The sequence below is a fragment of the Arthrobacter sp. 05T423 genome (assembly GCF_056396245.1).
The window spans coordinates 24533-36439 of sequence record NZ_JBFTLC010000001.1; the positions used below are offsets into that span (position 1 = coordinate 24533).

General features: G+C 61.6%; 16 protein-coding genes. 15 read left to right on the forward strand and 1 reads right to left on the reverse strand.

Features of this window, described 5'->3' with window-relative positions:
- Positions 1-45: 45 nt before the first annotated feature.
- From fusA to AC1DFE_RS00125, 3 genes are all read left to right on the forward strand, one after another.
- Positions 46-2160 carry an elongation factor G gene (gene fusA, locus AC1DFE_RS00115; protein WP_476903922.1) on the forward strand — a complete coding sequence of 705 codons (2115 nt, stop codon included), beginning with the start codon at positions 46-48 and terminating at the stop codon, positions 2158-2160.
- A 256-nt stretch (positions 2161-2416) separates the two neighbouring features.
- On the forward strand, positions 2417-3607 hold the full coding sequence (gene tuf, locus AC1DFE_RS00120) for an elongation factor Tu (RefSeq protein WP_102973690.1): 1191 nt from the start codon (positions 2417-2419) through the stop codon (positions 3605-3607).
- A 155-nt stretch (positions 3608-3762) separates the two neighbouring features.
- Positions 3763-3888 (forward strand): hypothetical protein, encoded by a 126-nt coding sequence (locus AC1DFE_RS00125; protein WP_476903923.1) that lies wholly within the window; start codon positions 3763-3765, stop codon positions 3886-3888.
- 10 nt (positions 3889-3898) lie between these two features.
- Here AC1DFE_RS00125 and AC1DFE_RS00130 read toward each other — a convergent pair whose 3' ends face one another.
- Positions 3899-5359: a GH1 family beta-glucosidase gene (locus AC1DFE_RS00130; protein ID WP_476903924.1), complete on the reverse strand. Its 1461-nt coding sequence runs from the start codon at positions 5357-5359 to the stop codon at positions 3899-3901.
- A gap of 411 nt (positions 5360-5770) precedes the next feature.
- On the opposite strand from AC1DFE_RS00130, the gene rpsJ reads away from it, so the two are divergent.
- From rpsJ to rplN, 12 genes are all read left to right on the forward strand, one after another.
- Entirely contained in the window at positions 5771-6079 is a 309-nt protein-coding gene (gene rpsJ, locus AC1DFE_RS00135; protein ID WP_003803825.1) for a 30S ribosomal protein S10, read from the forward strand.
- A 17-nt stretch (positions 6080-6096) separates the two neighbouring features.
- Positions 6097-6747, forward strand: coding sequence for a 50S ribosomal protein L3 (gene rplC, locus AC1DFE_RS00140; RefSeq protein ID WP_011692809.1), 651 nt, complete (start codon positions 6097-6099; stop codon positions 6745-6747).
- Positions 6748-6751: 4 nt separating this feature from the next.
- Positions 6752-7372: a 50S ribosomal protein L4 gene (rplD, locus tag AC1DFE_RS00145; protein WP_476903925.1), complete on the forward strand. Its 621-nt coding sequence runs from the start codon at positions 6752-6754 to the stop codon at positions 7370-7372.
- Complete coding sequence (gene rplW / locus AC1DFE_RS00150) at positions 7369-7674, forward strand: 50S ribosomal protein L23 (RefSeq protein WP_011692807.1); 306 nt, start codon at positions 7369-7371, stop codon at positions 7672-7674. Before rplD ends, rplW begins: the two co-directional genes overlap by 4 nt.
- 29 nt (positions 7675-7703) lie before the next feature.
- On the forward strand, positions 7704-8543 hold the full coding sequence (rplB, locus tag AC1DFE_RS00155) for a 50S ribosomal protein L2 (protein ID WP_003803804.1): 840 nt from the start codon (positions 7704-7706) through the stop codon (positions 8541-8543).
- Between the two features lie 12 nt (positions 8544-8555).
- Complete coding sequence (rpsS, locus tag AC1DFE_RS00160; RefSeq protein WP_003803803.1) at positions 8556-8837, forward strand: 30S ribosomal protein S19; 282 nt, start codon at positions 8556-8558, stop codon at positions 8835-8837.
- A gap of 38 nt (positions 8838-8875) precedes the next feature.
- Positions 8876-9241 carry a 50S ribosomal protein L22 gene (gene rplV / locus AC1DFE_RS00165; protein WP_003803798.1) on the forward strand — a complete coding sequence of 122 codons (366 nt, stop codon included), beginning with the start codon at positions 8876-8878 and terminating at the stop codon, positions 9239-9241.
- The gene (gene rpsC / locus AC1DFE_RS00170) at positions 9242-10078 is read left to right on the forward strand and encodes a 30S ribosomal protein S3 (protein WP_003803796.1); all 837 of its coding nucleotides are present in this window, start codon (positions 9242-9244) and stop codon (positions 10076-10078) included.
- Complete coding sequence (gene rplP / locus AC1DFE_RS00175; protein WP_102973688.1) at positions 10079-10495, forward strand: 50S ribosomal protein L16; 417 nt, start codon at positions 10079-10081, stop codon at positions 10493-10495.
- Between the two features lie 2 nt (positions 10496-10497).
- Complete coding sequence (gene rpmC / locus AC1DFE_RS00180; protein ID WP_476903926.1) at positions 10498-10827, forward strand: 50S ribosomal protein L29; 330 nt, start codon at positions 10498-10500, stop codon at positions 10825-10827.
- Positions 10824-11129, forward strand: coding sequence for a 30S ribosomal protein S17 (gene rpsQ, locus AC1DFE_RS00185; protein WP_076801234.1), 306 nt, complete (start codon positions 10824-10826; stop codon positions 11127-11129). The genes rpmC and rpsQ overlap by 4 nt, the downstream gene beginning before the upstream one ends.
- Positions 11130-11536: 407 nt before the next feature.
- Positions 11537-11905, forward strand: coding sequence for a 50S ribosomal protein L14 (gene rplN / locus AC1DFE_RS00190; RefSeq protein ID WP_003803789.1), 369 nt, complete (start codon positions 11537-11539; stop codon positions 11903-11905).
- Positions 11906-11907: the final 2 nt, after the last annotated feature.

An 11907-nucleotide genomic window follows, 5' to 3' on the forward strand; every position in this document is an offset into this window, starting at 1 on the left:
GACGAGCCGGCGGCGAACGCGTAGTCCATCCGAAAGGGAGACACCGTGGCACAGGACGTGCTTACAGACCTTAGTAAGGTCCGCAACATCGGCATCATGGCCCACATCGATGCCGGCAAGACCACCACCACCGAGCGCATTCTGTTCTACACAGGTGTGAACCACAAGATTGGCGAAACGCACGACGGCGCTTCGACCACCGACTGGATGGAACAGGAAAAGGAACGCGGCATCACCATCACGTCTGCCGCCGTGACCTGCTTCTGGGAAAACAACCAGATCAACATCATCGACACCCCGGGCCACGTGGACTTCACGGTTGAGGTCGAGCGCTCCCTGCGCGTCCTCGACGGTGCAGTCGCCGTCTTCGATGGCAAGGAAGGCGTTGAGCCGCAGTCTGAAACCGTTTGGCGCCAGGCTGACAAGTACAACGTTCCGCGCATCTGCTTCGTCAACAAGATGGACAAGCTGGGCGCTGACTTCTACTTCACCGTGGACACCATCATCAGCCGCCTCGGTGCCAAGCCGTTGGTCATGCAGCTGCCGATCGGTGCCGAGAACGACTTCATCGGCGTCGTCGACCTGCTCTACATGCGTTCGCTCGTATGGCCTGGCGATGCCAAGGGTGACGTCACCATGGGCGCCAAGTACGAAATCCGCGAGATCCCGGAAGACCTCAAGGCCAAGGCCGAGCAATACCGCGCAGACCTCGTGGAAGCCGTCGCCGAGGCCTCCGAGGAGCTCATGGAGAAGTACCTCGAAGGTGAAGAAATCACCATCGATGAACTCAAGGCCGGCATCCGCAAGATGACGATCAACTCCGAGATCTACCCGGTGTTCTGTGGTTCCGCGTTCAAGAACCGTGGCGTTCAGCCGATGCTCGATGCAGTCGTCGACTACCTGCCGAACCCGCTCGACGTCCCGCCGATGATCGGTCACGATCCCCGCGACGAAGAGAAGGAACTCACCCGCAAGCCTTCTTCCGAAGAGCCGTTCTCTGCACTGGCCTTCAAGATTGCTGCGCACCCGTTCTTCGGCCAGCTCACCTTCATCCGCGTGTACTCCGGTCACGTGGAAGCAGGCGCGCAGGTGGTTAACTCCACCAAGGGCAAGAAGGAGCGCATCGGCAAGCTGTTCCAGATGCACGCCAACAAGGAAATGCCGGTCGAGGGCGCTACCGCGGGCCACATCTACGCAGCCATCGGTCTGAAGGACACCACCACGGGCGACACCCTGTGCGACTCCAGCAACCAGATCGTCCTTGAGTCCATGAGCTTCCCGGAGCCCGTGATCTCAGTTGCCATCGAGCCGAACACCAAGGGTGACCAGGAGAAGCTCTCCACGGCCATCCAGAAGCTCTCCGCTGAGGACCCGACCTTCCAGGTCTCCCTCAACGAAGACACCGGCCAGACCATCATCGCCGGCATGGGCGAACTCCACCTGGACATCCTGGTGGACCGCATGCGCCGCGAATTCAAGGTCGAGGCAAACGTTGGCAAGCCGCAGGTTGCCTACCGCGAAACCATCAAGCGTGCTGTAGAGCGTCACGACTACACGCACAAGAAGCAGACCGGTGGTTCCGGCCAGTTCGCAAAGATCCAGATTGCGATCGAGCCGATGGACACCTCCGAAGGCGAGCTGTACGAGTTTGAGAACAAGGTCACCGGTGGCCGCGTTCCCCGCGAGTACATCCCCTCGGTTGACGCCGGTATCCAGGATGCACTGAACGACGGCGTCCTGGCCGGTTACCCGGTTGTCGGCATCAAGGCCACGCTGATTGACGGCGCGTACCACGATGTTGACTCTTCGGAAATGGCGTTCAAGATCGCCGGCCGTATGGCTTTCAAGGAAGCCGCACGCAAGGCGAACCCTGTTCTGCTCGAACCGCTGATGGATGTCGAGGTCCGCACCCCTGAGGAATACATGGGTGAAGTTATCGGTGACCTCAACTCCCGCCGTGGCCAGATGCAGTCCATGGAGGATGCCCAGGGCGTCAAGGTTGTCCGTGCACACGTCCCGCTGTCCGGCATGTTCGGCTACATCGGTGACCTGCGTTCGAAGACCCAGGGCCGCGCTGTGTACTCCATGACGTTCAACAGCTACGCCGAGGTCCCGAAGGCAGTTGCCGACGAGATCATCCAGAAGTCCCGCGGCGAATAGTCCCCAGAACTGTCCTCGCGACAAGCTGCGAAAAACCGGGTGCGTTTCCCCTGCGGAACACACCTAGTGCTGATGGCCGGGACTGTGGTCCCCGGCCGGGTTCCGGCCATCTGCACGAACAGGCTCTAGGCACTAGTATTAGTTCCTGAATCTGCAATTTCACCAATCCAAAGCCCCCAAGTAGACTTACTGGAGTTTCTGCCGCGATAAGCGCGGTCGAAGGTAAGCCATTTGAAAAACGTTCTAGGAGGAACCTGTGGCAAAGGCAAAGTTCGAGCGGACTAAGCCGCACGTTAACATCGGTACCATTGGTCACGTTGACCACGGTAAGACGACGTTGACGGCCGCCATTTCCAAGGTGCTGTACGACAAGTACCCGACTCTCAACGAGAAGCGTGACTTCGCGTCGATCGACTCTGCTCCGGAAGAGCGTCAGCGCGGCATTACCATCAACATCTCCCACGTTGAGTACCAGACCGAGAAGCGCCACTACGCACACGTAGACGCTCCGGGTCACGCTGACTACATCAAGAACATGATCACCGGTGCTGCTCAGATGGACGGCGCAATCCTCGTGGTTGCCGCTACTGACGGCCCGATGGCTCAGACCCGCGAGCACGTTCTGCTCGCCCGCCAGGTTGGCGTTCCCTACCTGCTGGTCGCGCTGAACAAGGCAGACATGGTTGACGACGAGGAACTCCTCGACCTCGTCGAAATGGAAGTTCGTGAGCTCCTGAGCTCGCAGGGCTTCGATGGCGACGAAGCACCGGTTGTCCGCGTTTCCGGCCTCAAGGCTCTGGAAGGCGACCCGGAGTGGGTCAAGTCCGTCGAGGACCTGATGGCTGCTGTCGACGAGTCCGTTCCGGACCCCGTACGTGACCGCGACAAGCCGTTCCTGATGCCGATCGAAGATGTCTTCACCATCACCGGTCGTGGCACCGTTGTAACGGGCCGCGCCGAGCGCGGTACCCTCGCCATCAACTCTGAGGTCGAGATCGTCGGTATCCGCCCGGTCCAGAAGACCACGGTTACCGGTATCGAGATGTTCCACAAGCAGCTCGACGAAGCATGGGCCGGCGAGAACTGTGGCCTGCTGCTCCGCGGTCTGAAGCGCGACGACGTCGAGCGTGGCCAGGTTGTCGTCAAGCCGGGTTCCATCACCCCGCACACCGACTTCGAGGCCAACGTCTACATCCTGTCCAAGGACGAAGGCGGACGTCACAACCCGTTCTACTCGAACTACCGCCCGCAGTTCTACTTCCGTACCACGGACGTAACCGGCGTTATCACCCTGCCGGAAGGCACGGAAATGGTTATGCCTGGCGACAACACTGAGATGACCGTTGCGCTCATCCAGCCGATCGCTATGGAAGAGGGCCTCGGCTTCGCTATCCGTGAAGGCGGCCGCACCGTTGGTTCGGGACGTGTCACCAAGATCAACAAGTAACTCTTGCTGATCGCGGGCCGTTCATTGGCCTGATCTTCGAAAACAGCCCCGCTGCTTCTGGCAGCGGGGCTGTTTTTGTATCTGCGGCCTCTGGCCAGCGGGCCGCCCTGATACGGTTAGTGCTCGCGACAGTTCCGTTGCAATGAGGGAGCGTCATGGGTTGGCTTATTTTCCTGTTGGTTGTTGCCGCCGTGGTGGTGGGTGTCGTTTGGACGAAGAAGCACTTCCGCAATGAGATTGAACGCGCTAAGCGGATCAACCGCGCCAACAAGAACCAGTAGCGGCCGCAGCTCAGGCACTGCGTTGCCGTGCCCGGCTGAGCGCCTGCAGCCAGTAGAAGGATTTTTTGGGCGTCCGTTTCAGGGTCTGGAAGTCCACATGCACCAGGCCGAACCGCTGTGAATATCCGGCGGCCCATTCGAAGTTGTCCATGAAGGTCCAGACGAAGTAGCCGAGTAGTTCCACGTCGTGCGCGATGCCGCCGGGCCCAGTGGTGTTCACCGCCTGGTCCAGATGGTGCGCCAGGTACTCGATCCGGCCTGAGTCAGCGATGGGGCCGGTCACGTGCTCGGGTTCAGGGAAGCTTGCGCCGCTCTCGGTGATGTACACCGGCGGCAACGCGGCGCCGTACCTGTCCTTGAGCTCCCGCAGCAGGATGCCCAGATGCTCCGGCGCCACCGGCCAGCCAAAGCCGGTGGTGGCATATTCGGGGAAGGCCGCCAGATGGAACGGCACCCGTGCCATGGCCGGTGTGTTTCCGGTCGGGGTGTCCGGCGGGCCCTGCCCGGCGGCGACCCGGACAGGGTAGTAGTAGTTCACCCCATAGAAGTCGAGCGGCTGGCTGATCAGGCGGAGGTCGTCGTCGGACGCCCGGGACAGGAACCTGAACCAGGGGCGGGCAACAAGCGGCGGGGCGGGGTAGCGCCCCAGGAGGATGGGGTCTGCGTAAACACGGTTGAGGACGAGGTCGAAGACCTTGGCCAGCAGCCTGTCCGGCAGCCGCCGGGTGGCAGGGCGCACGGGGGAGTGCAGGTTGGTGACGCCGATGGTTCCGGCCACGCCAGCCGCGCGCAGGGCCTGGACCGCGAGCCCGTGGCCCAGCAGTTGATGGTGGACCGAGGGCAAGGCGTTGAACAGCAGCTCGCGGCCCGGTGCATGGACGCCGAGGGCGTAGCCGTTCAGCGTGACGGACACGGGCTCGTTGAGCGTGACCCACTGCGCCACCCGGTCACCGAGCCGTTGGCCGGCAGCCGCCGCGTACTCGCCGAACCGCTCCGCGGTGGCCCGGTTCATCCAGCCGCCGCTGCGCTCCAGGGGAAGCGGAGTGTCCCAGTGGTAGAGCGTGGCCATGGGGGAGATGCCGGCAGACAGCAACAGATCCACCAGCCGGTCGTAGAAGTCCAGGCCCCGCGGATTGGCCGCGCCGCGGCCCTCGGGGTGGATCCTGGGCCACGCGATCGAGAATCGGTATGCGTCGATGCCGAGTTCGCGCATGAGGGCAACGTCCTCCGCCACGCGGTTATAGTGGTCACAGGCCACCGCCGGCGAATGCCCGCCGTGGATGTTGCCCGGCGTGGCCGCAAAGGCATCCCAGCCTGACGGGCCGCGGCCGTCCGCGGCCAGGGCGCCTTCGATCTGGAAGGCGGCGGCAGCAACGCCCAGCGTGAAATCCGGGCGCAGGCGCCCGGCGAGGTTCTGCACTGAATCTGCGTTGACTGCGTCGTTGCCGGCGTCGGCATTCTGCACGGCCATCCACCCATCATCCAACCGGGGCTGGCACGCGGCAACGGCTGTACGGGTCCGGTAGTCCCCTTCGTCCGGGCCCGATTCGCATCCTCGGACAAATTCCGGCATACTAGTTGAGTTGTTCAAGCGCTTCTTCGTGTCCCGATCCGGATAATGCCGGGTGTCAGGGTCCAGGCTGAAGCCCAAACATAACCCAACCCTCCAAGGAAATGCGGGCTCGTGCGTTTTGCACTGCGCGACACGCCCGACCGCGGGGGTCGGTTACGCCGGCAGGTTGAGGAACCCGGATTCATCCGGATTCAGCTTGTGCGGCGGGTGGTAGTTACGACTTTGAATGCTTCGGCAGCCACATACAACAGGAAAGTGAACAGGGCAGCCCTAACCCGGGGAAGCACAACTGAAAGAGAGTCAGGCGACATGGCGGGACAAAAAATCCGCATCCGGCTGAAGTCATACGACCACGAGGTCATTGACGTTTCAGCACGGAAGATCGTTGAGACGGTCACGCGCGCAGGCGCAACGGTAGTCGGCCCCGTGCCGCTGCCCACGGAGAAGAACGTGTACTGCGTTATCCGCTCTCCCCACAAGTACAAGGACAGCCGCGAGCACTTTGAAATGCGCACGCACAAGCGTCTGATCGACATCATCGACCCCACGCCCAAGGCTGTTGACTCGCTCATGCGTCTCGACCTGCCGGCCGACGTGAACATCGAAATCAAGCTGTAGGGAGGTGCTGAGAGACTATGACCGCAACCCGTAACGTAAAGGGCCTGCTGGGCACGAAGCTCGGCATGACCCAGGTCTGGGACGAGAACAACAAGCTCATCCCCGTCACTGTTGTCCAGGCTGACTCGAACGTCATCACCCAGCTGCGCAACGCAGATGTTGATGGCTACGTCGCCGTTCAGATCGGCTACGGCCAGATCGATCCCCGCAAGGTCACCAAGCCGCTGGCTGGTCACTTTGAAAAGGCAGGCGTCACGCCTCGCCGTCACGTAGTCGAACTCCGTACCGCAGATGCTGCTGAGTACGAGCTGGGCCAGGAGCTCTCTGTAGAGGTCTTCGAAGCCGGCCAGAAGATCGACGTCGTTGGCACCACCAAGGGTAAGGGCTTCGCCGGTGTTATGAAGCGTCACGGCTTCCACGGCGTTGGAGCTTCCCACGGTGCCCACAAGAACCACCGTAAGCCCGGTTCTATCGGTGGAGCATCCACCCCGAGCCGCGTCTTCAAGGGCATGAAAATGGCCGGCCGCATGGGCGCCGTTCGTCACACCACGCTGAACCTCACTGTTCACGCGGTTGACGTCGAGAAGTCGCTGCTCCTGATCAAGGGTGCCGTCCCCGGCGCCCGCGGCCAGGTCGTACTCGTACGCACCGCCGTGAAGGGAGCCTAGTTCAATGACTAGCACTGTCCAGGTTGACCTGCCTGCAGAGATCTTCGACGTTCAGACCAACGTGCCGCTGCTGCACCAGGTCGTCGTTGCACAGCTCGCTGCTGCTCGCCAGGGTACCCACAAGACCAAGACCCGCGCCGAAGTTTCCGGTGCAGGCCGCAAGCCGTTCAAGCAGAAGGGTACCGGCCGCGCCCGTCAGGGCTCGATCCGTGCTCCTCACATGACCGGTGGTGGCGTTGTCCACGGTCCCACCCCGCGTGACTACAGCCAGCGCACCCCCAAGAAGATGATTGCTGCTGCACTGCGCGGCGCACTGTCTGACCGCGCCCGTAACGGACGCATCCACGTCATTGCTGACCTGGTTGCCGGCGACAAGCCGTCCTCCAAGGAAGCACTGGCAACGCTGCGCGGCGTCTCCGAGCGCAAGAACCTGCTCGTTGTCATTGAGCGCGCCAACGATGTTGCTGCACTGTCCGTGCGCAACCTCGAGGGAGTTCACGTTCTGTACGCAGACCAGCTGAACACCTACGACGTTCTCGTTTCTGACGACGTAGTCTTCACCAAGGCTGCCTACGAAGCATTCGTTGCTGACAAGGCTGCAAAGAACGAGGAGGATGCCAAGTGAGCGCAGCCACCATCAAAGACCCGCGCGACGTCGTGCTTGCACCCGTCGTTTCGGAAAAGAGCTACGGCCTGATCGACGAGGGCAAGTACACCTTCCTGGTGGACCCCCGCTCGAACAAGACCGAGATCAAGCTGGCCGTGGAGAAGATTTTCTCCGTCAAGGTCGAATCGATCAACACCATCAACCGTGCCGGTAAGCGCAAGCGCACCAAATTCGGATGGGGTACCCGCAAGAACACCAAGCGTGCCATTGTGACCCTCAAAGAAGGCACTATCGACATCTTCGGCGGTCCGCTCGCGTAGCGGAGACCACTTTAACGAGGAAATAAATTATGGGAATCCGTAAATACAAGCCGACTACGCCGGGCCGTCGCGGCTCGAGCGTAGCTGACTTCACCGAAATCACGCGGTCGACGCCGGAAAAGTCGTTGGTACGTCCGCTGCCCAAAAAGGGCGGCCGTAACAACACCGGTAAGATCACCACCCGTCACAAGGGTGGTGGACACAAGCGCCAGTACCGTCTGATCGACTTCCGTCGCCACGACAAGGACGGCGTCAACGCCCGCGTTGCCGAAATCGAGTACGATCCGAACCGCACGGCTCGCATCGCCCTCCTGCACTACGTTGATGGCACCAAGCGCTACATCATCGCCCCGAACAAGCTCTCCCAGGGCGACTTCGTGGAAGCCGGCGCCAACGCTGACATCAAGCCTGGCAACAACCTGCCCCTGCGCAACATCCCCGTGGGTACCGTTATCCACGCGGTTGAACTGCGCCCGGGCGGCGGTGCCAAGATGGCCCGTTCCGCCGGTGCTTCTGTTCAGCTCGTCGCCAAGGAAGGCCGCTTCGCCCAGCTGCGTCTGCCCTCCGGCGAAATCCGCAACGTTGACGTGCGCTGCCGCGCCACGATCGGCGAGGTCGGCAACGCCGAGCAGTCGAACATCAACTGGGGCAAGGCCGGCCGTATGCGGTGGAAGGGCGTTCGCCCGACCGTCCGTGGTGTCGCCATGAACCCGGTCGACCACCCGCACGGTGGTGGTGAAGGTAAGACCTCCGGTGGACGTCACCCGGTCAACCCGAACGGTAAGCCGGAAGGCCGCACCCGCCGCCCCAACAAAGAGAGCGACAAGCTTATTGTTCGTCGCCGTCGTACTGGCAAGAACAAGCGATAGGAGCCTGGACACATGCCACGCAGCCTGAAAAAAGGTCCTTTCGTTGACCAGCACCTCTTTGTGAAGGTCGCAAGGGAAAACGAAAAGGGCACCAAGAACGTCATCAAGACCTGGTCCCGCCGCTCGATGATCATCCCCGACATGCTCGGGCACACGATCGCCGTGCACGATGGACGCAAGCACATCCCGGTGTTTGTCACCGAGTCGATGGTCGGGCACAAGCTCGGCGAATTCGCTCCCACGCGGACATTCCGCGGCCATGTCAAGGACGACCGTAAGGGCAAGCGCCGCTAGGCGCCTGCACTTACGTCAAAGACGAGAGAAGGAAAGCAATGGAAGCCAAGGCAATTGCGCGCCACATCCGCGTAACGCCTATGAAGGCCCGGCGCGTCGTCAACCTTGTTCGTGGTAAGCAAGCGAACGAGGCTCTGGCAATTCTGAAGTTTGCCCCCCAGGCAGCTTCGGAGCCGGTATTCAAGGTAGTTCAGTCGGCAATTTCCAACGCCCGCGTCCTCGCGGACCGCGATGGCGTTGCGTTCGACGAGGGTGACCTCATCATCAGCGAAGCGTTTGTTGATGAAGGCCCGACCATGAAGCGGTTCCAGCCGCGTGCTCAGGGTCGTGCATTTCAGATCAAGAAGCGCACCAGCCACATCACCGTGGTAGTCGCTACCCCGGAGAAAGAGGAGGCTCGCTAAGTGGGACAGAAAGTAAACCCGCACGGGTTCCGACTCGGCATCACCACCGATCACGTATCGCACTGGTTCGCTGACAGCACCAAGTCCGGTCAGCGGTACAAGGACTTCGTTCGCGAAGACATCCGTATCCGCCAGCTCATGTCCACGGGCATGGAGCGCGCCGGCATCGCCAAGGTCGAGATCGAGCGCACCCGCGACCGTGTCCGCGTGGACATCCACACGGCACGTCCGGGCATCGTTATCGGCCGCCGCGGCGCCGAGGCAGACCGCATCCGCGGCGAGCTCGAAAAGCTCACCGGCAAGCAGGTCCAGCTGAACATCCTCGAGGTCAAGAACCCCGAGATGGAAGCCCAGCTTGTTGCCCAGGGTGTTGCAGAGCAGCTGACTTCCCGCGTGGCATTCCGCCGTGCGATGAAGAAGGCCATGCAGTCCGCACAGCGTGCCGGTGCCAAGGGTATCCGTATCGCTTGCTCGGGCCGTCTGGGTGGCGCAGAAATGTCCCGCTCGGAGTTCTACCGCGAAGGCCGTGTGCCCCTGCACACCCTCCGCGCGAACATCGACTATGGCTTCTACGAAGCCAAGACCACCTTCGGCCGCATCGGCGTGAAGGTCTGGATCTACAAGGGCGACGTTACCTCCAAGGAACTGGCTCAGCAGGCAGCTGCTGCTCCGTCCCGTGGCCGTTCCGGCGACCGTCCGGGCCGCCCGGGTGGCGCTGACCGTGGTGACCGCCGCCGTCGTAACGACCGTCCGGCAGCCGACGCAGCACCTGCTGCTGCAGCTCCGGCAGCCGAGGCAGCCGCACCGGCACAGGCAGCAGAAGGAGGACAGGCTTAAATGCTTATCCCACGTCGAGTCAAGCACCGTAAGCAGCACCACCCGGGTCGTTCCGGCGCTGCCACGGGCGGCACCAAGGTCTCGTTCGGTGAGTACGGTATCCAGGCCCTGAGCCCGGCATACGTCACGAACCGTCAGATCGAATCTGCCCGTATCGCGATGACCCGCCACATCAAGCGTGGCGGTAAGGTCTGGATCAACATCTACCCGGACCGTCCGTTGACCAAGAAGCCTGCCGAAACCCGCATGGGTTCCGGTAAGGGTTCGCCGGAATGGTGGGTCGCCAACGTCAAGCCGGGCCGGGTTCTCTTTGAACTCTCCGGTGTTAGTGATGAGGTAGCCCGCGAGGCCCTGCGCCTGGCGATCCACAAGCTCCCGTTGAAGGCACGCATTGTGCGTCGCGAAGGTGGTGAATAGAAATGCCAGTTGGGTCAAAGGATCTTGCACCCGCACAGCTGGACGGTTTCGACAACGAGCGTCTCGTTGAAGAACTCCGCAAGTCCAAGGAAGAGCTGTTCAACCTGCGTTTCCAGTCCGCCACCGGACAGCTGGAGAACCACGGTCGTCTGCGCGCGGTAAAGAAGGACATCGCACGCATCTACACCGTTCTCCGTGAGCGCGAGCTGGGCATTCGTGCCGAGGTTGCCGCACCGGTTGTGGAAGCCAAGGAAGAAAAGAAGTCCAAGAAGTCTGCAGCTAAGAAGGCTGAAAAGCCGGCCGAGGCTGAGACCGAGGAGGACGCCAAGTGAGTGAAAAGGACGAGAACGTGACGGAAACTGCTACGGCAGCTACGGCTGAGCAGCGCGGTTACCGTAAGACGCGTCGCGGCTACGTGGTCTCTGACAAGATGGACAAGACCATCGTTGTTCAGGTTGAAGACCGCGTGAAGCACGCCCTGTACGGCAAGGTCATCCGCCGCACCTCCAAGGTCAAGGCACACGACGAGCAGAACACCGCCGGCATCGGCGACCTGGTTGTCATCGCCGAGACCCGCCCGCTGTCCGCCACCAAGAACTGGCGGCTCGTGGAGATCCTCGAGAAGGCTAAGTAACACCTGCAGCATCGCCCCTGGCGGCTGTACCGGAAACCCCCGTTCCTTTTGGGAGCGGGGGTTTCCTCGTTAAGCGCGGAGCGTCCGACGGCGGCCGGCCGGGGTGCGGGGGAGTGGCTGGCCCCCTGCCGGTTGTGATATGGGGATGGTCGCGAAATGTGCTAGGATATTGAGTTTGTATGGCGCCTCTTGTGTGCCGACAGCAAACCTCGTAAACAATCGTGCCACGGCATAGTGCCCCCTTGCGCCTTCATGGGCTTGGGAAGCAACTGTTGGTGGCACGGGCGTTTAGGCCTGGTCTGGCAAAATCCAGTCAGGTCAAGAGACACCCCGATCAACCGTTCCGCAAGGCTCATTCCGTAGGAAGATTTTCGGTCTGAGAACCGGCGCGACGCAAGGAGTAAATAGTGATTCAGCAGGAGTCGCGACTCAAGGTCGCCGACAACACGGGTGCTAAGGAAATCCTTACCATTCGCGTTCTCGGTGGATCTGGCCGTCGCTACGCAGGCATTGGCGACGTAATCGTCGCAACCGTCAAGGATGCAATCCCGGGCGGCAACGTAAAGAAGGGCGACGTCGTCAAGGCTGTCATCGTCCGTACAAAGAAGGAACGCCGCCGTGCGGATGGTTCCTACATCAAGTTTGACGAGAACGCAGCTGTGATCCTGAAGAACGACGGTGACCCCCGCGGTACCCGTATCTTCGGACCGGTTGGTCGTGAACTCCGTGACAAGAAGTTCATGAAGATCGTTTCTCTGGCTCCGGAGGTGCTCTAGTC

Coding starts and splice junctions, on each gene's coding strand:
- rplP (WP_102973688.1), top strand. CDS start 10,079: ATGCTTATCCCACGTCGAGTCAAGCACCGTAAGCAGCACCACCCGGGT.
- AC1DFE_RS00125 (WP_476903923.1), top strand. CDS start 3,763: ATGGGTTGGCTTATTTTCCTGTTGGTTGTTGCCGCCGTGGTGGTGGGT.
- rpsJ (WP_003803825.1), top strand. CDS start 5,771: ATGGCGGGACAAAAAATCCGCATCCGGCTGAAGTCATACGACCACGAG.
- rplB (WP_003803804.1), top strand. CDS start 7,704: ATGGGAATCCGTAAATACAAGCCGACTACGCCGGGCCGTCGCGGCTCG.
- rpsS (WP_003803803.1), top strand. CDS start 8,556: ATGCCACGCAGCCTGAAAAAAGGTCCTTTCGTTGACCAGCACCTCTTT.
- rplD (WP_476903925.1), top strand. CDS start 6,752: ATGACTAGCACTGTCCAGGTTGACCTGCCTGCAGAGATCTTCGACGTT.
- rplC (WP_011692809.1), top strand. CDS start 6,097: ATGACCGCAACCCGTAACGTAAAGGGCCTGCTGGGCACGAAGCTCGGC.
- AC1DFE_RS00130 (WP_476903924.1), bottom strand. CDS start 5,359: ATGGCCGTGCAGAATGCCGACGCCGGCAACGACGCAGTCAACGCAGAT.
- rpmC (WP_476903926.1), top strand. CDS start 10,498: ATGCCAGTTGGGTCAAAGGATCTTGCACCCGCACAGCTGGACGGTTTC.
- rplV (WP_003803798.1), top strand. CDS start 8,876: ATGGAAGCCAAGGCAATTGCGCGCCACATCCGCGTAACGCCTATGAAG.